Genomic DNA, 25,529 nt, shown 5'->3' on the forward strand with positions numbered 1-25,529 from the left:
CTGCGATGGCACGAGCAATGGCTATGTCGATCGCCATGGTGGCGGTGGGATTTGTCGCTACCGCAGCGGCGCAACCGTCGCCGCCGCCATCGTGGCCGTTGTGGCCCGATGGCGCGCCGGTCAGCGCCGCTGCCGGCCCGGCGCCGAGCGCGCGCCACCGCGCGCCGGAAACGGTGCGCGACACCTACGTGGCCAACATCCACGACCCGTCGCTGACGGTGCTGCAGGCCGATGCGCGCCATGCCAACGGCGCTGCCGTGATCATCGCGCCCGGCGGCGGCCACCGCATGCTGGTGTGGCAGAACGAGGGGCTGGTCGCCGCACGCGCCCTGAACCGCATGGGCGTGACCGCGTTCGTGCTCAAGTACCGGCTGGCGCGCGAAGAAGGGTCCACCTACACGATCGAAGGCGACGCGGCGGCCGACCTGCGGCGCGCCGTGCGCTGGGTGCGGGCGCATGCGGCGCAGTTCAAGGTCGATCCGCAGCGGCTCGGCGTGATGGGCTTTTCGGCAGGCGGGGAACTGGTCACGCTGGTGGCCGATCATGCCGCGCCGGCGCCGGCCGGAAAAGCCGATGCGATCGACGGCTACAGCGCCCGCCCGGACTTCCAGGTGCTGGTCTATCCGGGACCGCTGGGCGTGCCGGCCACCGCTGCCGGCGCAGCGCCCCCGGCTTTCATCGTGGCCGGATCGAACGACAAGTGCTGCGCGCCGCCCGCACTCGCGCTGTACCAGCAACTGCTTGCTGCCGGCGTCTCGGCCGAGCTGCACCTGTATGCGGATACCGACCACGCGTTCAACATGGGGCAGCGGTCGGAGCGCCTGTCCGATGTGCACTGGCCGGACCGGCTGGCCGACTGGCTCGCTGACGGAGGATGGCTGGTGCCGGGCGGCGGCAAGGCGGGCGTGCCGGCGCCGGCGCAGTAAGCGCCTAATGGGAAAGTTTGAGCAGCAGACCCGCGATGAGCGCCGTCTGCAGTATGCCCACCGACACAACCCAGCGTATCAGCGCGCTTTTAACCTCGGCGCCACCCTGTCTTTCTCCGCATGCTATGGCTTTCTTGACGTAAAGTTAAAGCTTCGATGATAATAGCAATCATTCTCAATTAAAAAACGAGGTTTTTGCCGTGACATCGACATTCTCCGCACCTAGCTCACGCGCGCTCGTGATGCTGGCCTGCGCCACGCTGCTCGGCTGGGCCGCGCCGGTGGGCCATGCCAGGTCCCAGACGCCGCTGCCGCCTCCGTGCGACGATACGGACGCTACCGTTGTGGTGTCCGCCTCGCGCTCCAACATCGCTGCCAACCAGGCGCCGCAGACGGTGGTCATCATCAAGCAGGAAGACATCGCCAGGCAGCTGGCCATTTCCGGCAATTCGTCGGACGTGCTGTCGAACCTGCTGCCATCGTACACCCCGAGCCGCGGCAAGATGAGCGGTTCCGGTGAAACGCTGCGTGGCCGCACGCCGCTGATCCTGGTCGATGGCGTGCCGCAGTCGAACCCGCTGCGTCCGACCGGGCGCGAGGCGCATACGATCGACTTCTCGCTGGTCGAGCGCATCGAAATCGTCCAGGGCGCCAACGCGATCAACGGCCTCGGCGCGACCGGCGGCACCATCAACATCATCACCCGGCGTCCGGCAAATGGCGCGCTGAACCAGTCGTTCGACGTGCAGACCACGCTGCCCACGACCGGCATCAGCAGCGAGACGGCCAGCTACAAGGCCGCCTACAACGTCAGCGGCCGCCGCGACAAGTTCGACTTCCTTTTCGGCCTCAGTTATGAAGACCAGGGCCTGTACCTCGATGGCAAGGGCCGCTCGATCGGCGCCGATACCACCCAGGGCGACCTGATGGATTCGCGCACCTATGACGCGCTGGTCAAGCTCGGCTACCAGCTCGACGACGCCCAGCGCCTGCAACTGTCGGTCAACCGTTACCGGATCAAGTCCAAGGCCCACTACCAGGTGGTGGCCGGCGACCGTGCGCTCGGCATTCCCAGCACCTCGGTCAGGATCAGTCCGCAGGGCACGCCGCCCTGGAACGATGTCTGGACCTCGAGCCTGAGCTACCGCCACGCCGACCTGGCCGGCATGGAACTGACCGCCATGGTGTTCAGGCAGGAATTCGAAGGCTTGTTCGGCGCCGACCTGAACACCACTTTCCAGGACCCGCTGATCGCGCCGCCCGGCACCCTGTACGACCAGTCGCGCTCGGTCGCGGCCAAGACCGGCAGCAAGGTCGGTCTGATGCGCGACGGCCTGCTCGATGGCCGGCTCAAGCTGACGGTCGGCTTCGACACCCTGTTCGACAAGGGCAAGCAGGACCTGTACCTGACCGGGCGCACCTATGTGCCGCAGTCGGCCTACCGCAGCTATGCGCTGTTCGCACAGGGCGAGTACAAGCTGGTGGACGCGCTGACGCTGCACGCGGGCGTGCGCAAGGAACAGGCCGATCTCACCGTCGATACCTACCGCACCCTGGCCCAGTACCGCCGCGTGCTGGTCCAGGGCGGCAAACTCAGCTTCGACGAGACGCTGTATAACGCCGGCCTGGTGTGGAACCCGGCGGCAGGCCTCACGCTGTTTTCCAGTTACTCGGAAGGGTATGGCATGCCCGATATCGGCCGCGTGCTGCGCGCGATTAACACGCCGGGCCTGAGCATCGCCAGCATGCGCGACCTGGCGCCGATCCTGACCCGCAGCGTGGAGCTGGGCGGACGTTATCACCAGGGCCGCTGGGATCTCGACGCTGCGTACTTCCGCGCCGATTCCGACTTCGGCACCCGCGTGATCGCGGTCGATGGCGCCTTCATGATGGCGCGCGAAAAGACCCGGACCGAAGGCCTGGACCTGGGGGCGGCCTACCGCCTCGACCGGGCCCACCGCCTCAAGCTGTCGTACGCCGCCACCAGGGGCCGCTACGACAGCAACCAGGACGGGTCGCTCGACGGCAAGCTCGATGGACTGAACGTGGCCCCCAACCGCGTGATCGCCAGCTGGAACGCCGACTGGAACGACCGCTGGTCCACCTTCGTGCAGGCCCAGCATGCGTTCAGCCAGAACTTCGACGAGGCGGACAAGCGATTCGGCGGCTACACATTGGCCGACGCCACCGCCCGCTACCAGCTCGGTCGCGGCAACGGCGAACTGCGCCTGTCGGTGGCCAACCTGTTCGACCGCAACTACATCACCTATTACTCGCAAAGTGCGCTGGTCGAGCCGCGCCGGTATTTTGCCGGACGCGGCCGCACGCTGAGCCTGGGCTACGCGCTGCGCTTCTGATGCCGGCGCGGCGCGCGGCGCTTACAGCGCCAGGCGCTTGCGCACTTCGTAGAGGTTGCGGCCGACTTCGCGCACCACAGCGATCAGGCGCGCTGGCGAGATGTGGAATTCTTCGGCCCAGTAACGGACTTCCTGCACGTGGTGAGGATTGATGAAGCCCTGGCGGCTTGCCGTGGCTGCCGTGGTGGAGGCGGCTACCGGGTTGTTGTTTGCGTATGCTTGCATGATCGTCCAGCTCCATTGTGCGCGAGAGTGTCTTGCCGCCGTGCTGGCTTGCCATTGCCGGCATCCGGTGTCGAGACCTTCCCTTAACGCAACTGACGCGCTGCCGGTTGACAGCAGCGCGATCCGCCCCAGGCCCGTAGCTTATTTGCCCGGGTCCTTCATGGCGGGGAACTGGTCGAACTCGACGTTATAGACCTCGTTGCCGACTTTTTCCACCTTGCGCACGTACACCGTCTGCACGATGTCGCGCGTGGCCGGATCGATCGCGATCGGCCCGCGCGGACTGGTCAGCCTGATCGTCTTGAGCACCGCCATCGCCTTGTCGCCGTCGATCTTGCCGTCCAGTTTGCGGGCCACGTCGTAGATGGCTGCCATGCCGTCGTAGGCTGCCACTGCCATGAAATTGGGCCGTCCGCCGCCCGGGTTGGCAGCGGCAAAACTTTTCAGGAAAGCGGCGTTTTCCGGCGACTTGTGGGCGGCCGAGTAGTGGAACGTGGTGATCACGCCCAGCGTGGCGTCGCCCATGGCCGGCAGCACGTGGTCGTCGGTCAGGTCGCCGGTGGCGATCACCTTGATCCCGGCGGCGGCCAGGCCGCGTTCGCGGTAGCCCTTCATGAACGCGATGCTCTGTTCGCCGGCCGGCACGAAGATGAACACGGCGTCGGGCTTGGCGTCCTTGATGCGCTGGATGTACGGCGCAAATTCCGGATTGCGCAGCGGGACGCGGATCGCCTCGGTCACCGTGCCGCCGCCTTTCACCAGTTCCGCCTTGAACGCGGCTTCGGCATCGATGCCGGGGCCGTAGTCGGCCACCAGCGTCACCACCTTCTTGATATTGTTCTTCGCGGCCCAGGTGGCCATCGGCGCCGAGATTTGCGGCAGCGTCATCGAGAAGCGGGCGATGTAACTGCTTTTGGTGGTGATCGACGAGGTGGCCGCGTTCATGATGATCATCGGCTTCTTGGCTTGCTGCGCAATCGGCGCCACGGCCAGCGCTTCAGGCGTCAGGCCGAAACCGGCCAGGAAGTCCACCTTGTCGCGCACCACCAGTTCCTGCGCCAGGCGCTTGGCCACTTCCGGCGCCGGGCCGGTGGTGTCCTTGACGATGATCTCGATTTTCTTGCCGGCGACGGTAGCGCCGTGCTGCGCCATGTAAGCCTTGATGCCGCCTTCGATCTGCTTGCCGTAGTCGGCAAACGGGCCGGAAAAGGCGGCAATCACACCGATTCTGATGGTGTCCTGCGCATGGGCGTGGGTAGCGAAAGCAAGCGTCAGCGCCGCCGCGACCACTCCCGTTTTGACAAAATTTTTCCTGTTCATGCCGGTCTCCAGTTGTTCTGTTTTTGGTCCACGATTTGGTCGACGCGGATCGTGGCGCGGGCAGCGCGGCAGCGATACTTGGTGAAGATATCAGGTAGCTTGACATTGCCCCGCGACGAACATAGTATCGAATTTATGTGCGATCAACAACCAGTTGTTCGTTGATCGCACATGCTGATCGCGAGACAGATAACGATACCAAGACCATAAAATCAACAGGAGACGGTAATGAAAAACAGTATCCGTGGCGCCGTGGCGCTGATGGCATGCCTGGGCGCGTCCGCTGCCATGGCGCAGAGCAGTGTGACCGTGTATGGCCTGCTCGACACCGGCATGGTGTACACCACCAACGCCAACGCTGCCGGCAATTCGGTCACCAAGGTGCCGTCGCTGACCGGCACGCTGCCGTCGCGGATCGGTTTCCGCGGCGTCGAGGACCTCGGTGACGGCCTGCAGCTGGTCTTCACGCTCGAATCGGGCCTGGCAGTCGACAGCGGCGCCATGGGGCAGGGTAACCGCCTGTTCGGCCGCCAGGCGTCGGTGGGCCTGAAAGGCAGCTTCGGCACGCTGACCCTGGGCCGCCAGATCAACATGACCTACATCGCCGGCTTCAAGTCCGACGTGATGGGACCTAACCTGTTCGCCATCGGCAGCATCGATCCCTACCTGCCGAACGCCCGCAGCGACAACGCCATCGGCTACCTCGGCAACTTCAACAACTTCGTGGTCGGCGCCACCTACAGCACCGGGCGCGACACCTCGTCCGCCGGTGGTCCGGCTGCGACGGGCTGCCCCGGCGAGGTGGCGGGCAACGCCAAGGCCTGCCGCCAGGTGACCGGCCTGCTCGGCTACGAGAGCCCGGCCTGGGGGCTGAATGCGTCCTACGACATCCTGTACGGGAACGCAGGCGCCGCCAACGGCCTGACCAGCAGCGACAACAGCGACAGGCGCATCACCGCCAACGGTTACGTCAAGGTCGGCGAGGGCAGGATCGGCGCCGGCGTGATCGATCGCACCACGCGCGCGGCCACCGGCCTGGTCGAATCGGACCTGTACTACCTGGGCCTGAGCTACCCGCTCACGCCACTGACCACGCTCGACACCCAGGTGGCGCGCCGCGACGTGAAAAACAGCGGTGACGACGTCAGCATGGCGGTCGCGCGCCTGACCTACTTCCTGTCCAAGCGCACCGCCACCTACGTTGGCATCGGCCGCATGAAAAACAGCGGCCTGTCGGCGGTGGCGCTCGATGCGGGCGGCTCGGTGGGCGTGGGCAAGACGCAGAATGGCGTCATGGCCGGCCTGCGGCACAGTTTTTAAGGCAGCAGAATCGAGAGTTCCTGCGCACCTTTGAGCAGCACCGGCAGGAACTCCTTTTCCAGCTCCCGGACGCTGACCCGCGCCGCCTGGGCGCCGACGTTGAGCGCGGCCAGCACCGTGCCCGAGGCGCCGCGCACCGGCACCGCAATCGAGCGCAAACCCAGTTCCAGCTCCTCGTCGTTGATGGCGTAGCCGTCGGCGCGCACGCCGGCCAGGATCTCGCGCAGGCCGGTTTCGCTCACGACCGTGTTCTTGGTCATCGCGCGCAGCGTGGTGCTGGCCAAGTAGCGGTCCAGCTCTGGCGGCGGCAGGTGGGCCAGCATCACCCGGCCCAGCGAGGTGCAGTAGGCGGGCAGGCGGCTGCCGGTGTTGAGCGCCACCGACATCACGCGGGCGGTAGCGGCGCGGGCTACGTACAGCACCTCGTTATCGTCGAGGACCGCCAGCGAGCTCGATTCGTTCAGCGTGCGGCTGATGCTGTTCAGATAGGGCTGGGCCGACACCGTGAGCGGCGTCGAGGACAGGTAGGAATAGCCGAGCGTGAGCACCTTGGGCCGCAGCGAAAAATTGTTCAGCTCCGCATCGACGTAACCGAGCGCGCGCAGCGTGTGCAGGCAGCGCCGCACGGCGGCGCGCGGAATGCCGGTCTTCTGGCTGATGTTGGCGATGGTTTGCGGCTTGCGCGAATCGCTGAAAGCCTGCACCACGGCCAGGCCGCGCGCGAGCGAGGTCATGAAGCTGGGATCGGTGAGGGCGTCGATCTGCTCGGCGATGGTCGGTGCATGGCCTGCGGCAGCGGCAGGGGAGGGAGCGGCGGTGGGTTTGGCTTTGGCTTTGGGCATGGCGTGAGGTTCTTCCGGGCGATCGATTCGACAGGCGCTTTCGCTTGACCACCGCCGACGCAGGACATACACTGAATGTGCGGTAATCAATCATTAGTTCGATTATCGCACAAAACGGAATTTTGGATGCAGCATGTAGCGTGAAAGCACACTATGATCGACAAAACCTTTGAATCACTGGAGCGCGCGGTGGCCGACATCCACGACGGCGCCACCGTCATGATCGGCGGCTTCGGCAACGCCGGCATGCCGTCCGCGCTGATCGACGCACTGATCGACCAGGGCGCGCGCGAACTCACCATCGTCAACAACAACGCCGGCAACGGCGACACCGGGCTGGCCGCGCTGCTGAAAGCGAAGCGGGTGCGCAAGATCATCTGCTCGTTCCCGCGCCAGGCGGACTCGCAGCATTTCGATGCGCTGTACCGCGCCGGCGACATCGAACTCGAACTGACGCCGCAGGGCAACCTGGCCGAGCGCATCCGCGCTGCCGGCGCCGGCATCGGCGGCTTTTTCACGCCCACCGGCTACGGCACGCTGCTGGCCGAGGGCAAAGAGACGCGCCTGATCGACGGCCGGCACTATGTGCTCGAAGCGCCGATCCACGCCGACTTCGCGCTGATCAAGGCGCTGCGCGGCGACCGCTGGGGCAACCTGGTGTACCGCAAGACCGCCCGCAACTTCGGGCCGATCATGGCGATGGCCGCCAAGGTCGCCATCGCCCAGGTGCGCGACGTGGTGGCGCTGGGCGAGCTCGATCCCGAGACGATCGTCACGCCCGGCATTTTTGTGCAGCGTGTCGTCAAGGAGGCAGCATGAGCGATATCGGTAACCCCGGCAACCCCGCCAATGGCGCCAACCCCACCAGCACGGCCAAACGCTATACGCGCGACCAGATCGCCGCGCGCGTGGCGCAGGACATTCCCGAAGGCGCCTACGTCAACCTCGGCATCGGCCTGCCGACCAAGGTGGCCAACTACTTGCCGCCCGAGCGCGAGGTGTTCCTGCACAGCGAGAACGGCTTGCTGGGCATGGGGCCGGCCCCGGCGCCGGAAGACGAGGACGAAGACCTGATCAACGCCGGCAAGCAGCCGGTCACGCTGCTCACCGGCGGCGCCTATTTCCACCATGCCGATTCGTTCGCGATGATGCGCGGCGGCCACCTCGACGTGTGCGTGCTCGGCGCGTTCCAGGTGTCCGAACACGGCGACCTGGCCAACTGGCATACCGGCGCACCGGACGCGATTCCGGCCGTGGGCGGTGCCATGGACCTGGCCATCGGCGCCAAGCAGGTGTTCGTGATGATGGACCATGTGACCAAGACGGGCGAGAGCAAGATCGTCGAGGCATGCAGCTATCCGCTCACCGGCGTGGCATGCGTGAACCGCATCTACACCGACATGGCGGTGCTCGACGTGGGCAAGGACGGCTTGACGGTGCTGGAAATGGCGCCCGGCCTCACTTTTGAAGAATTGCAGGCAGCCACCGGCGCCAGGCTCAGACAATGAAAGGATTGATCATGAACGATGCTTATATCTGCGACGCGGTGCGCACCCCGATCGGGCGCTACGGCGGCGCCCTGAAGGACGTGCGCGCCGACGACCTGGGCGCCGTGCCGCTGCGCGCGCTGGTGGAACGCCACCCGGGCGTGAAGTGGGATCAGGTGGACGATGTGTACTACGGCTGCGCCAACCAGGCCGGCGAAGACAACCGCAACGTGGCGCGCATGTCGCTGCTGCTGGCCGGCCTGCCGATCGAGGTGCCCGGCACCACGCTCAACCGCCTGTGCGGCTCCGGCATGGATGCCGTGGGCACGGCGGCCCGCGCGATCCAGGCCGGCGACGCCAGCCTGATCATCGCCGGCGGCGTGGAATCGATGACACGCGCGCCGTTCGTCATGGGCAAGGCCGACAGCGCCTTCTCGCGCAGCGCCGCGCTGTACGACACCACCATGGGCTGGCGCTTCATCAACCAGGCCCTGAAACAGGTGTACGGCGTGGACAGCATGCCCGAGACGGCGGAAAACGTCGCCGGCGACTACCAGGTCAGCCGCGCCGACCAGGATGCCTTTGCGCTGGCCAGCCAGAACAAGGCCGCCGCCGCGATCGCTGCAGGGGTGTTCGCGCGCGAGATCGTGCCGGTGACCATCGCACAAAAGAAGGGGGACGCCATCGTGTTCGCGCAGGACGAACACCCGCGCGCCACCACCATCGAGGCGCTGGCCAAGCTGAAAGGCGTGGTGCGGCCCGATGGCAGCGTCACCGCCGGCAACGCCTCGGGCATCAACGACGGCGCTTGCGCGCTGCTGATCGCCAGCGCCGAGGCGGCGCAGCAGCATGGCCTCAAGCCGCTGGCGCGCATCGTCGGCATGGCCACGGCCGGCGTGGCGCCGCGCGTGATGGGCATCGGCCCGGTGCCGGCGGTGCGCAAGCTGCTGCGCCAGACCGGCCTCACGCTCGAGCAGATGGACTGGATCGAGCTCAATGAAGCATTCGCTGCGCAGGGGCTGGCCGTGCTGCGCGAGCTGGGTCTGTCCGACACCGACCCGCGCGTCAATCCCAACGGCGGCGCCATCGCGCTCGGTCACCCGCTGGGCATGAGCGGCGCACGCCTGGTCACCACCGCCACCTGGCAGCTGCAGCAGCACGGCGGACGCTACGCGCTGTGCACGATGTGCATCGGCGTGGGGCAGGGCATCGCGATCATCATCGAGAAAGTCTGACACGATGTGATTGAAGGCAGTTCCAACCAAGTTCGAGAATGGCAGGAGACACAATGAACGAACCAAACCAAGACGGCGCCGCAGAGCGCCTGGACAAGAAACGGGGGCAGCCATGCTAGCCAATTTCGCCGGCGTGCTGTTCGACGGCATCGCCTATGGCAGCTTGCTGTTCCTGATCAGCGTCGGCCTGTCGGTCACGATGGGCATGATGAACTTTATCAACCTGGCCCACGGCGCGTTTGCCATGCTGGGCGGGTACGTCAGCGTGATGGTGTTGTCGAGCCTGGGCGTGCCGTTCCTGGCCTCGCTGCCGCTGGCCTTCATCGCCGCAGCCGCGGTGGGCCTGGTGCTCGAGCGCCTGCTGTACCGCCGCCTGTACAAGGCCAGCCACCTGGACCAGGTGCTGTTCTCGATCGGCCTGACCTTCATGTCGGTGGCAGCCGCCACTTATTTCTTCGGTCCCACCCAGCAGCCGGTCACGCTGCCGGACTGGCTGCGCGGCCAGGTGCACGTGCTGGGCCTGGACGTCGGCGCTTACCGGGTGTTCCTGATCGGCCTGGTGGTGCTGGTCACCATCGCGCTCGGCCTGCTGATCGAGCGCACCCGCTTCGGCGCGCAGATCCGCGCCTCGGTCGATAACCAGACCGCGTCCGCCGGGCTCGGGATCAACGTCAGCCTGGTGTTCAGCCTGACCTTTGCGCTCGGCTCCGGCCTGGCCGGCCTCGGCGGCGCGCTCGGCATCGACGTGCTGGGACTCGACCCGAGCTTCCCGGTCAAGTACATGGTGTACTTCCTGCTGGTGGTGGCCGTCGGCGGCGCCGGCACCATCAAGGGACCGCTGGTGGCGGCGCTCATCCTCGGCATCTTCGACGTCGCCGGTAAATACTATGTGCCGCAGATCGGCGCCTTCGTGATCTATGCGCTGATGGTAGTGCTGCTGATCGTGTTCCCTGCCGGCCTGATGCGGAGGAAAGCATGACTGCCATGACCGATACCGTGAAAACCCTCCCTGCTGCGAAGACCGCCATGACGCCAGATCCGATCGCCCCGACCACCCGTCTGCACCTGCCGAACGACCGCTGGAAACCGCTGGAGATCGTGTTCTGGCTGCTGCCGGTGGCTGCCTACTTTGCCTTCCCCGGCTACCTGGTGCTGATCAGCCAGATCATGATCGTCGGCCTGTTCGCGGTCTCGCTGGACCTGATCCTCGGCTACGCGGGCATCGTCTCGCTCGGCCATGCAGCGTTTTTCGGCCTGGGCGCCTACACGGCGGGTCTGCTGGCCGTGCATGGCTGGGGTGAGCCGCTCAGCGGCCTGCTGGCGGCGGCCGTGGTGGCCGGTCTGTTCGGCCTGATCGTGTCGTTCCTGGTCGTGCGCGGCCAGGATCTCACCCGCCTGATGGTCACGCTGGGCATCTGCCTGATGCTGCACGAGGCGGCCAACAAGGCGGCCTGGCTGACCGGCGGCGTCGATGGCCTGTCGGGCATGATGGTCGGCAGCCTGTTCGGCAAGTTCGAGTTCGACCTCAATGGCACGGTAGCGTTCTGGTACAGCTTTGCCGTGCTGTTCATCATCTTCGTGGTGCTGCGCCGGCTGGTCAAGTCGCCGTTCGGTCTGAGCCTGATCGGCATCCGCGAAGGCGTGCGCCGCATGCCGTCGCTGGGCGTCAACGTCAACCGGCGCCTGATCGCCATCTACACCGTGTCGGCCGTGATTGCCGGCGTGGCGGGCGGGCTGCTGGCGCAGACCACGCAGTTCGTCGGCCTCGATGCACTGGGCTTCCCGCGCTCGGCCGAACTGCTGATCATGCTGGTCCTCGGCGGCACCGGGCGCCTGTACGGCGCCCTGATCGGCGCGGCCGTGTTCATGGTGGCGCAGGATTACATCTCCGGCCTCAATCCCGCCTACTGGCAGTTCTATATCGGTCTGCTGCTGGTGCTGATCGTGCTGTTCGCGCGCGGCGGCATCCTGGGCGGCCTGGAAAAACTGGCGGGCGGTTTCAAAGCGAAGAAGGAGGCGGCATGAGCAACCCAAGCAGCGATATCACCTTGCGCACCGAAGGGCTGACCAAGCGCTGGGGCGCTTTCCTGGCCAACAGCGATGTCAGCCTGACCTTCAAGCCGGGCGCGCGCCATGCGCTGATCGGTCCCAACGGCGCCGGCAAGACCACCTTCATCAACCTGCTGACGGGCAGCTTCATGCCCAGCAGCGGCAAGGTGTACCTGGGCGGCGCCGACATCACCGCGCTGCCGCAGCACGAACGGGTTCACCGCGGCATGACGCGCACTTTCCAGCTCAATACCCTGTTTGCCGGCATGACGGTGCTCGAATCGGTGGCGCTGGCCATCTCCGAGCGGCGCGGCCTGCAGTCGGTCTGGTACAAAACCGTGGCCAACCATCCCGACGTGATCGCCGAAGCGATGGCGCTGCTGGCGTCCCTGAAGCTGACCGACCAGGCCAACAGCATCACGCGCAGCATGGCGTATGGCAAGCAGCGGCTGGTGGAAATCGCGCTGGCGCTGGCCACCAGGCCGCGCATCCTGCTGCTCGACGAGCCGGCAGCGGGCATACCGTCGGCGGAGAGCCGCGAACTGTTCGAGGTGCTGGCCGACCTGCCGCGCGACGTGACGGTGCTGTTCATCGAACACGATATGGGACTGGTGTTCCGCTTCGCCGACCGCATCACGGTCATGGTGGGCGGCAAGGTGCTGACCGAAGGCACACCGGAGGAAATCGCGGCCGATCCGCGCGTCAGGGAAGTGTATCTGGGAGAGGCCGACCATGCGTGAATTACTAAAGCTCGACAATGTCACGGCCGGCTACGGCGAATCGATCGTGCTCGAGGGCGTGTCGTTTGCCATGAACGAGGGCGACAGCCTGGCCCTGCTCGGTCGTAACGGCGTGGGCAAAACCAGTCTGCTGGTCACCATGATGGGATTGACCCGCCTGCACGGCGGCGGCATCCACTGGGATGGCGCCGACATCGGCCGCCTGTCCACCCACAAGCGCGCCCGCGCAGGACTGGGCTGGGTGCCGCAGGAGCGCCATATGTTCCCGTCGCTGACGGTGGAGGAGCACCTGACCGTGGTGGCCCGCCCGGGGCCATGGAACCTGCAGAAGATCTACCAGATCTTCCCGCGCCTGTTCGAGCGCCGCAGCAATATGGGCAACCAGCTGTCTGGCGGCGAGCAGCAGATGGTGGCCATCGCACGCGCCCTGATGACCAATCCGCGCATCCTGCTGCTCGACGAGCCGATGGAAGGGCTGGCGCCGATCATCGTGCAGGACCTGGTGCGGGTGATCCGCAAGCTGGTCGAAGAAGAGGGCATGTCGGTGATCGTGGTGGAACAGCATGCGCGCCTGGCGCTGTCGCTCACCAAGCGCGCCATCGTGCTCGATCGCGGCCGCATCGTGCACGACTCGGACAGCGCCAGCCTGCTGGCCGATGGCGACAAGCTCGACCGGCTGGTGGCGGTGGCCTGAATTCGGCCGCTGCGCCTGCTGCGCCCAGTGCGCCCACTGCGCGCTATTTTTCGCCGCCGGCGGCGGGCGTCAGCGGCGCGCGGCTCTGCGCATTGTTTGCCTGTACCAGCTTGGTCAGCAGCGCCATGAACTGCAGCTGCTCGGCTTGCGTCAACGGCGCCAGCAGGCGGCGCCGCAGGCGCTGGGCGCCCGTGACCATGGCGGCCAGCTGGCGCTCGCCGGCAGCCGTGATGGTGAGCGCGCGCTGGCGGCGGTTGGTGGGGATCACCTTGCGCTGCAACAGGCCTTTTTCCTCGAGCCGCGCACACACGGTGGCGCCGGTGGACGTGTCGATGCCGGTCAGTGCGGCCAGCGACACCTGGTCGGTGCCCGGGTGGGCCGCCAGGTTGCCCAGCACCGCGTACTGGACCGGCGTCAGTTCGCTGCCCATTTCGTCGTAAAAGATCGATACCGAAATCTGCTGCGCGCGGCGCAGCAGGTGGCCCGGATGGTCGTACAGATTGATCAAGCTGTTGTCGGTTTCTGGCATGAAGATTCCCGGCCGCGCTGGTGCGGCGCAATATGAAAAGAGTTGGCAGCGCAGGTTTACTTCGCTGCGTTCAGGACTATACTTTAAGACATTCAGTGTACTGAATATATAAAAAGGAGACCAAGATGTACCCGAAAAATACCTGGTATGTGGCGTGCACACCGGACGAAATCGACGGCAAGCCGCTGGGGCGCCAGATCTGTGGCGAGAAGATCGTGTTCTATCGCGGCGCCGACGGCAAGGTGGCGGCAGTCGAGGATTTCTGCCCGCATCGCGGCGCCCCCCTCTCGCTGGGCTTTGTCCGCGACGGCAAGCTCGTTTGCGGCTATCACGGCCTGGAAATGGGCTGCGACGGCAAGGTGGTCAGCATGCCCGGCCAGCGCGTGCGCGGTTTTCCGTGCATCGGCAGCTACGCGGTGGAGGAGCGTCACGGCTTCATCTGGGTGTGGCCCGGCGACCGCGCATTGGCCGACCCGGCCCAGATACCGTATCTGGAATGGGCCGAGAGCCCGGAGTGGGCCTACGGCGGCGGCCTGTATCACATCAACTGCGAATACCGGCTGATGATCGACAACCTGATGGACCTCACGCACGAGACCTATGTGCACGCGTCGAGCATCGGCCAGAAGGAGATCGACGAGGCGCCGGTCACCACCCGCGTCAACGGCGAGGAGGTGATCACCAGCCGCTACATGGAAAACATCATGGCGCCGCCGTTCTGGCGCGCAGCCCTGCGCGGCAATGGCCTGGCCGACGACGTCCCGGTCGACCGCTGGCAGATCTGCCGCTTCACGCCGCCCAGCCACGTGATGATCGAGGTCGGCGTCGCGCACGCGGGCAACGGCGGCTACGACGCGCCCGCGCACCTGAAGGCGTCGAGCATCGTGGTCGACTTCATCACGCCGGAAAGCGCAACCTCGCACTGGTATTTCTGGGGCATGGCGCGCAACTTCAAGCCCGAAGACCAGGCGCTGACCGCGTCCATCCGCGAAGGGCAGGGCAAGATCTTCAGCGAAGACCGCGAAATGCTGGAGCTGCAGCAGGCCAATATCCTGCGTCATCCCGAGCGCAAGCTGCTCGCGCTCAATATCGATGCCGGCGGCGTGCAGTCGCGCCGGGTGCTGGACCAGTGGTTGGCGAAGGACGCTGCGGCGGCAGCGCCGGCAGCGCCGGCAGCTGCGGCGGAGCAGCCGGCATGAGCGCCGGTCTGCTCAGCGTCCGGGTCGCGCGCCGGACGCGCGAGGCGGACGATATCTGCAGCTACGAACTGGTGAGCGTGGACGGCAGCGCGCTGCCGGCGTTTGCTGCCGGCGCACATATCGATGTCCACGTGGCGCCCGGCCTGGTGCGCCAGTACTCGCTGTGCAACGCACCCGGTGAGCGCCACCGCTACGTGATCGGCGTGCTGCGCGACCCGGCCTCGCGCGGCGGTTCGCAGGCGATGCACGACGCCATCGAGGCCGGCAACATCATCGAGATCGGCGCGCCGCGCAACCTGTTCCCGCTGGTGGACGCATCGGGCCAGGGGCGCAGCCTGCTGCTCGCCGGCGGCATCGGCGTCACGCCCATCCTGGCCATGGCGGAAGCCTTGTCGCAAGCGGGCGCGCAGTTCGAACTTCATTACTGCGCGCGCTCGCCCGAGCGTATGGCCTTTCGCGAGCGCATCGCCGCCTCCAGCTTCGCCGCCGCCGCGCATCTGTACTTCGACAGCGGCGACGGCGCCCGCCACCTGGATCTGCCGGCACTGCTGGCGACGCTCGACCGCAGCACCCACATCTACTTTTGCGGGCCGGCCGGCTTCATCGAGCACGTCAAGGTGTGCGCCGCGCAGCAGCAGTGGCCGGCCGACCAGCTGCATCTCGAATATTTCGGTGCGGTCGTCGAGCAGGCCGAGGGCGACCAGCCGTTCGAAGTGCGGATCAGGTCCAGCGGCGCCGCCTACACCGTACCGGCCGGCGTGACCGTGATGCAGGTGCTGCAAGACGCCGGCGTGTTCGTGCCGGCGTCGTGCGAGCAGGGCGTGTGCGGCACCTGCCTGACGCGCGTGCTCGACGGTATTCCCGATCACCGCGACCAGTACCTGACCGAGGACGAGCAGGCCGCCAACGACCAGTTCACGCCATGCTGCTCGCGCGCCAAAACGCCGGCGCTGCTGCTCGATCTGTAACAGCGCGAACCAGGAAACACACTACAACAATAGCAACGGAGACACCATGAACGACCAGATCGACCAACCGCGCCGCCGCATCGTGCTGGGCGCCGCCGCCCTGTCCACCGGCTTGTCCACCGCCCTGCTGCCGCTGGCGGCGCTTGCTGCCGAACCGGTCAAGGTGGGCCTGATCCTGCCGATGTCCGGGCCTTTTGCCTCCACCGGCAGGCAGATCGAAGCGGCCGTCAGGCTGTACCTCGCCCAGCGGGGCGCCACGGTGGCCGGACGGCCGGTGGAGCTGATCATCAAGGACGATGGCGGCGTTTCGCCCGACGTCACCAAGCGCCTGGCGCAGGAACTGGTCGCGCGCGACAAGGTGCAGGTGCTGGCCGGCTTCGGCCTGACGCCGCTGGCGTTTGCGGCAGCCCCCGTGGCCACCCAGGCCAGGGTGCCGATGATCGTGATGGCGGCGGCAACATCGGTGATTCCGCAACGGTCGCCGTACATCGTGCGTACCGGTTTCACGCTGGCGCAGGTGACCGCGCCCATGGCGCAATGGGCGGCAAAGAACCGGATCCGCACCGTGGTGACGCTGGTCAGCGACTACGGACCCGGCATCGATGCCGAAAAGGTGTTCGTCAAGGGCTTTACCGAAGGCGGCGGCAAGGTGGTGGACACCGTGCGTGCGCCGCTGCGCAACCCCGACTACGCGCCGTTCCTGGCCAAGGTGCGCGACCTGAAACCGGATGCGCTGTTCGTGTTCGTGCCCTCGGGCGAGGGAGCAGCGGCGCTCAAGCAGTTCACCGAGCGCGGGCTGGCGGCAGCGGGCGTGCGGCTGATCTGCACCGGCGACGTGCTCGACGACGACCTGATGGCCAGCATCGGCCCGGCAGCAGCGGGCGTGGTCAGCAGCCACCATTACTCGGCTGCGCACCCGTCGGCCGACAACAAGGCGTTCGTGGACGCCTTCCAGAAGGCGAACAAGGGCATGCGCCCGAACTTCCACGCGGTCGGCGGCTACGACGGCATGCACCTGCTGTATCAAGCCCTCACCAAGACGGGCGGCGACAGCACTGGCGACAAGCTGCTGGCTGCCATGAAAGGCATGGCCTGGACCAGCGTACGCGGCCCGGTCGGCATCGATGCGGCCACGCGCGATATCGTGCAGACCGTGTACATCCGCAAGGCGCAGCTGGTGGCCGGCGGCTATTACAACGTGGAGTTCGACCAGGTGGACAAGGTGCGCGACCCGGGCGTGTGAGCGGTGCGGGCGCGGCGCGCGGTCGCTGCGCACGCCATGGGGGCTGCCAAGGCGCTCGGCGCGCCGGCAGCCGGCACGTCCGCGCCGGATCAGAGCGTGGCGATGAAGCGGTGCACGGCGCTGTTGAACGCCTGCGGCTGTTCGATGGCACTCAGGTGCGAGGCCTGCGCCAGTACGTCCAGCTGCGCCCCGTCGATGGCCGTGGCCAGCACCTGCGCCATGGCGGGGGGCGTGCCCTGGTCCAGTTCTCCCGCGATGACCAGCGTGGGCGCCTTGATCTGCGCCAGCCGCGCCGTGGTGTCCACCGTGCCCACGGCGTGACAGCAGCCGGCGTACCCCGCTGCGTCGGTGGCCACCAGCCGGCGCCGGAAGCGCGCCACTGTGCCCGGGTGGGCGGCGCGGAAATCGTCATGGAAGTAGCGGCCCATCACCGCGTCGGCAATCGCTTCGATGCCTTGCGCCTGCACGGTGGCGATGCGCTGGCGCCAGACTTCCTGCACCGGCGCCGGATAGCCGGACGTGGTGTTGGCCAGCACCAGCGCGCGTACCAGCGACGGGTGGCGCAGCGCCAGCTCCTGGCCTACCATGCCGCCCATCGACAAGCCGATCCATACGACCGGTCCGGTGTCGCGCTCGCGCAGCAGCGCCGCTGCGTCGTCGGCCAGGTCGGCCATCGTGTACGCGCCGGCAGGCGACGCCGAGCTGCCATGGCCGCGGTGGTCGTAGGCGATCACGCGGTGTTCCAGCGCCAGTTCGGTGGCCAGCCGGTCCCACATCGTGAGGTCGCAGCCCAGCGCGTGGCTGAGCACCACCGTGTGGCGCGGCGCCTTGCCGCTGCGCGGTTCGCGCACCGTGTAGTGCAATGCGGGACCGTTGCCACTGCGGTTGCTGCGGCCGGCGCGGCCGACGCCGGGATGGCTGGCGTCCAGCGGCGCTGCGGGCGCGAGTTCGTATCCGATCTGCGGACCGACTTCGCGCAGGATCGCCATGGCATGGGTAAAGGCGGTGTTGGCGGCCGGTACGCCGGCATAGATCGCCGACTGGATCAGCACTTCCTTCAACTCGTCCGGCGTCAGGCGGTTGCCGTCTTCGCCCAGCAGCGCGGCGCGCACGTGCAGGTCGAATTCTTCCCAGCGGCCGAGCGCGATGGTGATCGACAGCACGATGGCGCGACGGGTTTTTTGCTCGAGGCCGGGCCGGCCCCAGATCTCGTTCCAGGCGTAGCGCGTGATCAGGTTCTGGAAGTCGGCGTTGAAATTGTTGGCGTTGCCGAGCGAACGCTCGACCCACGCATCGCCGAGGATGGCGCGGCGGTTGCCCAGGCCACGCTCGAAGTCGTGGTCGATCGGATCGAAACTCATGGCGTACTCCCTGGCTGACGTTTGCTGAAGTTGTTGATGTCGTTGCGCAGGCGGTCTAGCTGCTGCTGCGCCAGCTTGCGCGCGGGGTCGGTGGCGGCCACCGGATCGAACAGGGTGCGCAGCTGCGCCAGGTCCACCGCTGCCTGCAGCGCCGGATCGGCAGCGAGGGCTGCCGCCAGCACATCGGCCAGGTGGCGGCCGCTGGCCAGCGTCTCGGCCGTCATTTTTTCCAGCAGCGCGTGGGCGGCCGGCTTGCCGATGGTGGCGGCCAGGTAGCCCGATGCCGCTTCCGCGAAGACCAGCCCTTGCAGTGCGTCGATATTGCGGCGCATGCGCGCACCATCGACCTGCAGGCCGGCAAACGCTTCGTCCAGCGCCTGCAGCGCGCCGTGCGCGGAGAGGAACAGGCCCGGCCACTCGGCCAGTTCGGCCTGCCAGTTGCCGAGGCCCCGTTCGTGCTGCTGTCCCATGGCGCCGAGCAGCGCGGCGGCATGCTGCGGCGTGCGGGTGGCGGCGGCCAGTGCGATCATGGCCGATACCGGGTTGCGCTTGTGCGGCATGGCCGACGAACCGCCACGGCCGTTGCCCGACGGTTCGGCCAGTTCGGCGATTTCTCCCTGCGCCATCAGGCTCAGGTCCGTGGCCAGCTTGCCCAGGCTGCCCGTCAGCACGGCCACTTCCAGGCCCAGTCGCACCCAGTCGTCGCGCTGCGTGTGCCATGCCGCATCGGCCAGCCGCAGGCCGAGCGCGTCGGCCATGCGCGCAGCAACCGCCGGCGCCCGTTCGCCCATGGCCGCCAGCGTGCCCACGGCGCCGCCCAGTTGCAGTTGCAGGGCGCGCGCAGCGCACTCGCGCAGGCGGCCGCGCGCGCGCACCAGCGGCGCCAGCCAGCCGGCCAGCTTGAAGCCGAAGCTGGTCACTTGCGCCGGCTGCATCAGCGTGCGCGCCAGCACCGGCGTGGCCAGGTGTTCACCTGCCAGCAGCAGCAGCCGGCCGGTGAGGTCGTGCAGGCCGTCGTCGAGCAGTTGCAGCGCATCGCGCGTGACCAGCACCATGGCCGTGTCGATCACGTCCTGGCTGGTGCTGCCCCAGTGGACCTTGCCGGCCGCTTCCTGGTCGTACAGCGCCACCGTGCGGGTCAGTTCTTTTACCAGCGGGATGGCCAGGCTGCCGGCGCGGCGGCCGGCGGCGATCAGCGCCGCAATATCGTACAGCTGGGCGTTGCACACGCCGGCGATGGCGCGTGCCGCAGATTGCGGCAGCAGGCCTTCGTCGGCCTGCGCCTGCGCCAGCGCCTGTTCGAAGCGGAACATGCCCTGCACGATGGCCGCGTCGTCGAACACGGCGATCATGTCGGTCGAGGTCAAAAAACTGTCGAAGATCGAGACACTCACTGCAGCTCCAGGCTAGATGTAATCGAAGAAGGCGGTTTCCTGCGGGCCCTGCATGCGGATGTCCCAGCGATACTGGCCGTCGGCCGTTTTCGCGGCCAGCAGGGTGGGACGGCGTGCTGCCGGCACCTGCGCCAGTATCGCCGATTTTTCCAGGCCGGCATCGTCGGCCAGGAACACGGCGGTGAACTGGTGCTTGACCAGGCCGCGCGCGAACACGGTGACGTACGCCACCGGCTGGCCCGGCTCCGCCGCCATGTCGATGTCGGCCAGGGTGAAGGCGAAGCCGCCTTGCTCGTCGCTGGGAATGCGGCGGAATGCCGGCATATCGAGCGCGCGCTCGACGCCGGCGGCGCCGGGCTGCCAGGTTTCGATCTGGGCGTCGTTGATCGGCACGCCGTCGCCGTCGTAGATGGTGCCGCTGATGGTGATGCCGCCCGCTGCGGCACTGCCGGCGTTGGCGGCCTTGCCGAGGTCTGCGGCCCATTGCCAGGCTTCGTGCGAGAACGGACCGATGGTTTGCGCGGTGGTGATGGGAGTGGTCATGTCGTGTGCTCCTCAGATGCCCATGGGCGTGGCGTCGCGGCCGCGCAGGACGATGTCGAATTCGTAGCCCAGCATCTGGTCGCTCACCGTGTGTTCCAGCGAGAAGCGCGAGATCAAGCGCTGGCGCGCGGCCAGGTCGGGAATGCTCTGGAAGATCGGGTCGTAGTCGAACAGCGGGTCGCTGGGGAAGTACATCTGCGTGACCAGGCGCTGTGCATACACATTGCCGAACAGGGAAAAATGGATGTGGGCCGGGCGCCAGGCCTTGTGGTGATTGCCCCAGGGGTAGGGGCCGGGCTTGATCGTGACGAAGCGGTAGCGGCCTTCATCGTCGGTCATCATCTTGCCCCAGCCATTGAAGTTGGGGTCTAGCGGCGCGTCGTGCTGGTCCTTCTTGTGGCGATAGCGGCCAGCCGCATTGCACTGCCACACTTCGAGCAGCGAGTTGCGCACCGGCTTGCCGTCTTCATCGGTCACGCGGCCGGTGACCACGATTTTTTCGCCCAGCGGCGCACCATCGCCCTGCGCGGTCAGGTCGGTATCGTACGGCAGCAGGATGCGCGGCGAGGGCGCGATGTTGGCGCTCACGGGCAGCGGTGCGGCGATGCGCAGCGCAGGCTGCTGCGGGCCGCGCTTGAGCGTGGATTTATACGGCGGATAGACGAAGTCCGGATAGACGCCGGCGGCGACGGGATCGAATTTCACAGCAGTCTCCTTGGGGTTGGTGCCGACGATGGTAGGGAAAGCGCTGGCGTCGCACAAGCCGCCTGCTGCGTGCTATATTCGCTATCCGCACCAATTGTGCGCATAGCGCCCAAATATTCGACTATCTATCCTGTTACCCATCCATGACCGCCGACGACGACATGCTCCCCAGTGCGCGCGACCTGGTAGCCGGCCTGGAAAAAGGCTTACAGGTGATCCAGGCGTTCGACCAGGAGCGCAGCCGCCTCAGTATCGCGGAGGTGGCCGCGCACACGGGACTCACGCGCGCGGCAGCGCGGCGCTACCTGATCACGCTCACCCACCTCGGCTATATGCGGCACGAGAACAAGCTGTTTGCGCTGACGCCGATGGTGCTGCGCCTGGGACAGTCCTACCTGCATTCGGCGCGCTTGCCGCGCCTGGCGCAGCCGCTGTTGTACCGGCTCGCGTACTCGCTCGGCGAAGCCGCGTCCGTCGGCATCCTCGATCACGACCAGCTGGTATGTGTAGCGGCGGTCAGCGCCGGCCAGCTGGTGTCGGCCACGCTGCAGCCGGGCACCCGGGTGCCGGCGTGGTGCACCGCCAACGGCCGCATGCTGCTGGCCAGCCTGCCGCCGCAGCAGCTGGACGCCTATCTGGCGCGCGTGCAGCCGGAACCGATCACCGTGCACACCATCGTCGGCAAGGAGCGCCTGGCGCTGGAAATCGCGCGCGCCCGCGCCCAGGGCTATGCGCTGGTGGACCAGGAGCTGGAACTGGGGCTGCGCACGCTGTCGGTGCCGCTGAGGAATTTCCGCAACGAGGTGGTGGCTGCCATGAACATCAGCGTGCACGCGGGGCGCATGCCGCCCGCCGCCATGGTCGAGCGCTGCCTGCCGGCGCTGCTCAAGATCCAGGTAGAACTGAACGCGCTACTTTGAGCGGAAGGCTTTCGGCGTCATGCCCGACTGCTTCTTGAACAGGCGGCTGAAGTAGGCCGGGTCCTGGAAACCGAGCTCGTAGGCGATGCTGGCGATGCTGGCCGGGACATAGGTGAGCTTGCGGCATGCTTCGAGCATCAGCCGGTCCTGGGCGATGTCGAACACCGATTTGCCGGCCAGCTTCAGGCACAGGCGGTTGAGGCGGGTCGGCGTGACGCGCAGCGCAGCGGCGTAGTCGGCTACCTGCCATTGATCCTTGTAATGCTGCTCGACCTCGGCCCGGAAGCGCGAAAACAGTTCGAAGTCGCTGCGACCCGACTGGTCGGCGAAGCGGTGCTCGGCATGCACGCGCACCAGCAGCAGCAGCACGCAGCGCGCCAGCCAGTCGAGCATCAAGGTATGGCCGTGCTGCGGCCAGGTGGCCTCGGCCAGCAATTGCTGGAGCAGCGCTTCCAGGCGCGCGCGCATGTCGGGCAGCGCCGCCAGGTCGATCGCCAGCGGCGCGAGAAACAGCGTCGCATACAGGTCGGCCTGGTTTTCGGCGGCGGAAAACACCACGTTCTGGTCCACCGTCAGCACGTAGCCGTGCGCCTCGGGCGCGAAATCGAAGCCGTGGGTCACGGCCGGGTTGATGGTGATGACGGTCGGTCCGCGGCATTCCCACACCGCGTCCTCGACGTCGGCCCGCACTTCGCCGCCGAATAGAAAAAGTACCTGAAACATGCCGGGATGGGTGTGGCGGCCGATGTGCCAGTCGTAGACGCGGCTGCGCGTTTCGATCAGTTCGATGTGCACGAATTCCGCGTTGTCGGCCCGTGTTTGCTCGCCGTACAGCGCGAAACGCGGGATGGCGGCGGTGGCGTGGTCCGGTGGCGGCGCGGTGTCGGGCATGGCGGGCGAAGTGTGAGGGACTGTCGAAATAGTACAAGTTTTATGCGCTTTCCTCCATGTTTTTTCTGCCGGGCCGGCGCTACGATGCAGCCATAACATCGGATCACCCTGAGATCAACCCATCGGAGACATCACCATGCAAACCCAGGTCGCCATCATCGGCGCCGGCCCGGCCGGCCTTCTGTTATCCCATCTGCTGCATCTGCAGGGCATCGAATCGGTGGTGCTCGAAACGCGCTCGCGCGCCGATATCGAGGCGACCATCCGTGCCGGCGTGTTGGAACAGGGCACGATGGACATCCTCAACGCGTCCGGCGTCGGCGAGCGCATGCGCACCGTCGGTGCGCTGCATCACGGCTTCGAGCTGGCGTTCGACGGCAAGCGCCACCGCATCGACCTGACGGAGCTGACCGGCAAGGCCATCACCGTCTATCCGCAGCACGAGGTGATCAAGGACCTGGTGGCGGCGCGCCTGGCGGCGCAGGGCCAGCTGCTGTTCGAGGTGTCCGACGTGGCACTGCATGGCGTCGAGAGCGACAAACCGTCGGTCACCTTCACCCATCGCGGCGAATCGGCCCACCTGCACGCCGACTTCCTGATCGGTGCGGACGGCTACCACGGCGTATCGCGCGCCTCGATGCCGGGGCAGGACCGCCGGCGTGACTTCCAGCGCATCTATCCGTTCGGCTGGTTCGGCATCCTGGTGGAGTCGGCGCCATCCTCGGAAGAACTGATCTACGCGCAGCACGATCGCGGTTTTGCGTTGATCAGCACACGTTCGCCAACCGTGCAGCGGCTATACTTCCAGTGCGACCCGAAAGACCATGTCGACAACTGGTCGGACGACCGTATCTGGGCCGAACTGCACGCGCGCCTGGAGAACAACGATGGCTGGAAGCTCAACGAAGGCCGCATCTTCCAGAAGGGGATCATCGCCATGCGCAGTTTCGTCTCGACGCCGATGCAGGCCGGGCGCCTGTTCCTGGCCGGCGATTCGGCGCACATCGTGCCGCCGACCGGGGCCAAGGGCATGAACCTGGCCGTGGGCGACGTCAAGCTGCTGGCGCGCGGTTTTGAGCAGTACTACAGGCAGGGCAAGGACACGCTGCTGGCCGGTTACACCGAGCAGGCGCTCAAGCGGATCTGGCGCGCCGAGTATTTTTCGTGGACCATGACCCGGCTGCTGCACAAGTTCGACGATGCCACGCCGTTCGAACGCGAGATGCAGCGCGCCGAACTGTCCAATATCGTCGCTTCGCGCGCGATGGCCACGGCGATCGCGGAAAACTACGTCGGCGACTTCTAGCCGCACGATGGCGGTCAACGGGTAGGATTGGTCTTACGCTATGTTATGTTCCTAACCTACATTAGGCCTGTAGGTGCTCCTATAAGGTAGCGAACATAGCGGCGATATAGTGTTGGTCAACAAGCCGGCACCTGTCACTAGGCGCCGGCAGCAGACAACAACACCACATAAGAGGCCCACCATGTTCCACGCTACGCAAACTTCCGTCTCCGCCAACACGCTCGGTAACGCAGGTCGTACCATCGCGGCGGACGCGGCGCCCATGGTGAGCCTGACCGGCGCCCAGCAGAACGAACTGCTGCGCGCGCTGTCGCGCGAAGAACTGATCTCGATGTTCGAACACCTGGAACTGGTGCCGCTGGAAGCCGGCAAGCACCTGTTCGACATGGGCGACAAGATGGAATACGCATTCTTCCCGACCAACGCCATCGTCTCGCTGCAGTACGTGACCGAAGAGGGCGGCGCCACCGAGATCGCCGTGGTCGGCCGCGAAGGCGTGGTCGGCGTCTCGATGTATGAAACCGAGCGCGCCAACTGCTCGGCTGTCGTACAAACCTCCGGTTACGGCTACCGCGTGCGCGCCGCCGTGCTGCGCAACGCCTTCTTCAGCGGCGGCGCCCTGGCGCAGCAACTGATGCGTCACACCAGCGCCCTGTTCGCGCAGCTGGCGCAAACCGTGGCCGGCGTGCGCCACGGCAGCATCGAGCAGCGCCTGTGCCGCTGGCTGCTCGAACGCCTGGACCGCTCGCTGTCGAACGAACTGAAAGTTACCCAGGAAATGATCGCCAACATGCTCGGCGTGCGCCGTGAAAGCATTACTTGCTCGGCCGGCAAGCTGCAGGAGGAGGGTCTGATCGTCTACCGCCGCGGCACCGTGACCGTGATCGACCGCGCTGGCATGGAACGCCGCGCCGGTGGCTGCTACACCCCTGCGTAACGTCAGTCACTTGCATTCGAATGCGAAAAACCTGCCGCCAGCGCGGCCGGGTTTTTCGCATTTTGCCGTTCAGGCCAGCGACTGATCGCAGCCGGACTTCGCCGGCGGTACGGCGTTCAGTGCAGGTAGCGTGGCATCTGCTGGATCTGGTCGAGCATGCGCTGCACCAGCTGATACCAGGCATTGGCCCAGCGCGCAGCCCGCATCGATTCCTCCACCGTGGCAGCCGTCATGGTGCGCTGCACGGCCACCATCTGGCGGTGCAGGGCATAGGCCGCGGGGTGCGGTTTGTTGACGATGTAGTGCGAGGTGTCCATGGATGCATTCTGCCCTGCGCT

26 protein-coding genes are annotated in these 25,529 nt (G+C 66.6%); 16 read left to right on the forward strand and 10 right to left on the reverse strand.

Translation table 11 applies throughout. From position 1 onward, the window contains the following. Nucleotides 1-17 precede the first annotated feature (17 nt). Nucleotides 18-926, forward strand: coding sequence for an alpha/beta hydrolase (locus tag ASF61_RS09020; protein WP_156369506.1), 909 nt, complete (start codon nucleotides 18-20; stop codon nucleotides 924-926). 200 nt (nucleotides 927-1,126) lie between these two features. Continuing rightward, nucleotides 1,127-3,283, forward strand: coding sequence for a TonB-dependent receptor (locus ASF61_RS09025; RefSeq protein ID WP_229205774.1), 2,157 nt, complete (start codon nucleotides 1,127-1,129; stop codon nucleotides 3,281-3,283). Between the two features lie 21 nt (nucleotides 3,284-3,304). Here ASF61_RS09025 and ASF61_RS09030 read toward each other — a convergent pair whose 3' ends face one another. Both ASF61_RS09030 and ASF61_RS09035 read right to left on the reverse strand, forming a co-directional pair. Then, nucleotides 3,305-3,508, reverse strand: coding sequence for a DUF3606 domain-containing protein (locus tag ASF61_RS09030; RefSeq protein ID WP_056154211.1), 204 nt, complete (start codon nucleotides 3,506-3,508; stop codon nucleotides 3,305-3,307). A gap of 141 nt (nucleotides 3,509-3,649) precedes the next feature. After that, on the reverse strand, nucleotides 3,650-4,828 hold the full coding sequence (locus ASF61_RS09035) for an ABC transporter substrate-binding protein (protein WP_056154214.1): 1,179 nt from the start codon (nucleotides 4,826-4,828) through the stop codon (nucleotides 3,650-3,652). A gap of 228 nt (nucleotides 4,829-5,056) precedes the next feature. On the opposite strand from ASF61_RS09035, the gene ASF61_RS09040 reads away from it, so the two are divergent. Further along, nucleotides 5,057-6,148 (forward strand): porin, encoded by a 1,092-nt coding sequence (locus tag ASF61_RS09040; protein WP_056154217.1) that lies wholly within the window; start codon nucleotides 5,057-5,059, stop codon nucleotides 6,146-6,148. On the opposite strand, the gene ASF61_RS09045 is transcribed toward ASF61_RS09040, so the two are convergent. Beyond that, entirely contained in the window at nucleotides 6,145-6,990 is an 846-nt protein-coding gene (locus ASF61_RS09045; RefSeq protein WP_056154220.1) for an IclR family transcriptional regulator C-terminal domain-containing protein, read from the reverse strand. The genes ASF61_RS09040 and ASF61_RS09045 overlap by 4 nt on opposite strands. Nucleotides 6,991-7,143: 153 nt before the next feature. Between ASF61_RS09045 and ASF61_RS09050 the strand changes: the two genes are divergently transcribed. From ASF61_RS09050 to ASF61_RS09080, 7 genes are all read left to right on the forward strand, one after another. After that, entirely contained in the window at nucleotides 7,144-7,809 is a 666-nt protein-coding gene (locus tag ASF61_RS09050) for a 3-oxoacid CoA-transferase subunit A (RefSeq protein ID WP_056154223.1), read from the forward strand. Continuing rightward, nucleotides 7,806-8,498 (forward strand): CoA transferase subunit B, encoded by a 693-nt coding sequence (locus ASF61_RS09055; RefSeq protein ID WP_056154226.1) that lies wholly within the window; start codon nucleotides 7,806-7,808, stop codon nucleotides 8,496-8,498. Before ASF61_RS09050 ends, ASF61_RS09055 begins: the two co-directional genes overlap by 4 nt. An 11-nt stretch (nucleotides 8,499-8,509) precedes the next feature. Continuing rightward, a complete protein-coding gene (gene pcaF, locus ASF61_RS09060; RefSeq protein ID WP_056155386.1) occupies nucleotides 8,510-9,712 on the forward strand; it encodes a 3-oxoadipyl-CoA thiolase in 1,203 nt (400 codons plus the stop codon). Nucleotides 9,713-9,824: 112 nt separating this feature from the next. Then, nucleotides 9,825-10,691 (forward strand): branched-chain amino acid ABC transporter permease, encoded by an 867-nt coding sequence (locus ASF61_RS09065; RefSeq protein ID WP_056154229.1) that lies wholly within the window; start codon nucleotides 9,825-9,827, stop codon nucleotides 10,689-10,691. Between the two features lie 47 nt (nucleotides 10,692-10,738). Continuing rightward, nucleotides 10,739-11,737: a branched-chain amino acid ABC transporter permease gene (locus ASF61_RS09070; protein ID WP_229205800.1), complete on the forward strand. Its 999-nt coding sequence runs from the start codon at nucleotides 10,739-10,741 to the stop codon at nucleotides 11,735-11,737. Beyond that, nucleotides 11,734-12,501 carry an ABC transporter ATP-binding protein gene (locus tag ASF61_RS09075; protein ID WP_056154235.1) on the forward strand — a complete coding sequence of 256 codons (768 nt, stop codon included), beginning with the start codon at nucleotides 11,734-11,736 and terminating at the stop codon, nucleotides 12,499-12,501. Before ASF61_RS09070 ends, ASF61_RS09075 begins: the two co-directional genes overlap by 4 nt. Then, nucleotides 12,494-13,195 (forward strand): ABC transporter ATP-binding protein, encoded by a 702-nt coding sequence (locus ASF61_RS09080; protein WP_056154238.1) that lies wholly within the window; start codon nucleotides 12,494-12,496, stop codon nucleotides 13,193-13,195. The genes ASF61_RS09075 and ASF61_RS09080 overlap by 8 nt, the downstream gene beginning before the upstream one ends. 43 nt (nucleotides 13,196-13,238) lie before the next feature. Here the strand turns inward: ASF61_RS09080 and ASF61_RS09085 are convergent, their stop codons facing one another. Further along, nucleotides 13,239-13,724, reverse strand: coding sequence for a MarR family winged helix-turn-helix transcriptional regulator (locus ASF61_RS09085; protein WP_056154241.1), 486 nt, complete (start codon nucleotides 13,722-13,724; stop codon nucleotides 13,239-13,241). Nucleotides 13,725-13,849: 125 nt separating this feature from the next. Here ASF61_RS09085 and ASF61_RS09090 point away from each other — a divergent pair, with 125 nt between their 5' ends. Genes ASF61_RS09090 through ASF61_RS09100 form a run of 3 tightly spaced genes read left to right on the forward strand, consistent with a single transcriptional unit; the run spans nucleotide 13,850 to nucleotide 17,134 of the window. Then, entirely contained in the window at nucleotides 13,850-14,923 is a 1,074-nt protein-coding gene (locus ASF61_RS09090; RefSeq protein ID WP_056154245.1) for an aromatic ring-hydroxylating dioxygenase subunit alpha, read from the forward strand. Further along, complete coding sequence (locus ASF61_RS09095) at nucleotides 14,920-15,891, forward strand: PDR/VanB family oxidoreductase (RefSeq protein ID WP_056155388.1); 972 nt, start codon at nucleotides 14,920-14,922, stop codon at nucleotides 15,889-15,891. The genes ASF61_RS09090 and ASF61_RS09095 overlap by 4 nt, the downstream gene beginning before the upstream one ends. Before the next feature lie 46 nt (nucleotides 15,892-15,937). Then, nucleotides 15,938-17,134 (forward strand): ABC transporter substrate-binding protein, encoded by a 1,197-nt coding sequence (locus tag ASF61_RS09100; protein WP_056154248.1) that lies wholly within the window; start codon nucleotides 15,938-15,940, stop codon nucleotides 17,132-17,134. A gap of 89 nt (nucleotides 17,135-17,223) precedes the next feature. On the opposite strand, the gene pcaD is transcribed toward ASF61_RS09100, so the two are convergent. From pcaD to pcaH, 4 genes are read right to left on the reverse strand one after another with little or no spacing between them, the layout of a single operon-like run. After that, nucleotides 17,224-18,495: a 3-oxoadipate enol-lactonase gene (pcaD, locus tag ASF61_RS09105; RefSeq protein ID WP_056154250.1), complete on the reverse strand. Its 1,272-nt coding sequence runs from the start codon at nucleotides 18,493-18,495 to the stop codon at nucleotides 17,224-17,226. Further along, nucleotides 18,492-19,889, reverse strand: coding sequence for a 3-carboxy-cis,cis-muconate cycloisomerase (pcaB, locus tag ASF61_RS09110; protein WP_056154252.1), 1,398 nt, complete (start codon nucleotides 19,887-19,889; stop codon nucleotides 18,492-18,494). The genes pcaD and pcaB overlap by 4 nt, the downstream gene beginning before the upstream one ends. A gap of 12 nt (nucleotides 19,890-19,901) precedes the next feature. Beyond that, the gene (locus tag ASF61_RS09115) at nucleotides 19,902-20,432 is read right to left on the reverse strand and encodes a protocatechuate 3,4-dioxygenase (protein WP_056154255.1); all 531 of its coding nucleotides are present in this window, start codon (nucleotides 20,430-20,432) and stop codon (nucleotides 19,902-19,904) included. Nucleotides 20,433-20,444: 12 nt separating this feature from the next. Further along, nucleotides 20,445-21,137, reverse strand: coding sequence for a protocatechuate 3,4-dioxygenase subunit beta (pcaH, locus tag ASF61_RS09120; RefSeq protein ID WP_056155391.1), 693 nt, complete (start codon nucleotides 21,135-21,137; stop codon nucleotides 20,445-20,447). A 143-nt stretch (nucleotides 21,138-21,280) separates the two neighbouring features. Here pcaH and ASF61_RS09125 point away from each other — a divergent pair, with 143 nt between their 5' ends. Next, on the forward strand, nucleotides 21,281-22,057 hold the full coding sequence (locus ASF61_RS09125) for an IclR family transcriptional regulator C-terminal domain-containing protein (protein WP_056154257.1): 777 nt from the start codon (nucleotides 21,281-21,283) through the stop codon (nucleotides 22,055-22,057). Here the strand turns inward: ASF61_RS09125 and ASF61_RS09130 are convergent. Beyond that, entirely contained in the window at nucleotides 22,049-22,948 is a 900-nt protein-coding gene (locus tag ASF61_RS09130) for a helix-turn-helix domain-containing protein (RefSeq protein ID WP_056154261.1), read from the reverse strand. The two genes, ASF61_RS09125 and ASF61_RS09130, sit on opposite strands and share 9 nt — an antisense overlap. Nucleotides 22,949-23,084: 136 nt before the next feature. Between ASF61_RS09130 and ASF61_RS09135 the strand changes: the two genes are divergently transcribed. Continuing rightward, the gene (locus ASF61_RS09135) at nucleotides 23,085-24,254 is read left to right on the forward strand and encodes a 4-hydroxybenzoate 3-monooxygenase (protein ID WP_056154264.1); all 1,170 of its coding nucleotides are present in this window, start codon (nucleotides 23,085-23,087) and stop codon (nucleotides 24,252-24,254) included. Between the two features lie 181 nt (nucleotides 24,255-24,435). Beyond that, complete coding sequence (locus ASF61_RS09140; protein WP_056154268.1) at nucleotides 24,436-25,191, forward strand: Crp/Fnr family transcriptional regulator; 756 nt, start codon at nucleotides 24,436-24,438, stop codon at nucleotides 25,189-25,191. A gap of 116 nt (nucleotides 25,192-25,307) precedes the next feature. Here ASF61_RS09140 and ASF61_RS09145 read toward each other — a convergent pair whose 3' ends face one another. Continuing rightward, nucleotides 25,308-25,508 carry a hypothetical protein gene (locus tag ASF61_RS09145; RefSeq protein ID WP_056154269.1) on the reverse strand — a complete coding sequence of 67 codons (201 nt, stop codon included), beginning with the start codon at nucleotides 25,506-25,508 and terminating at the stop codon, nucleotides 25,308-25,310. Between the last annotated feature and the right edge of the window lie 21 nt (nucleotides 25,509-25,529).

The organism is Duganella sp. Leaf126 (assembly GCF_001423125.1).
Taxonomy (GTDB): domain Bacteria; phylum Pseudomonadota; class Gammaproteobacteria; order Burkholderiales; family Burkholderiaceae_D; genus Rugamonas.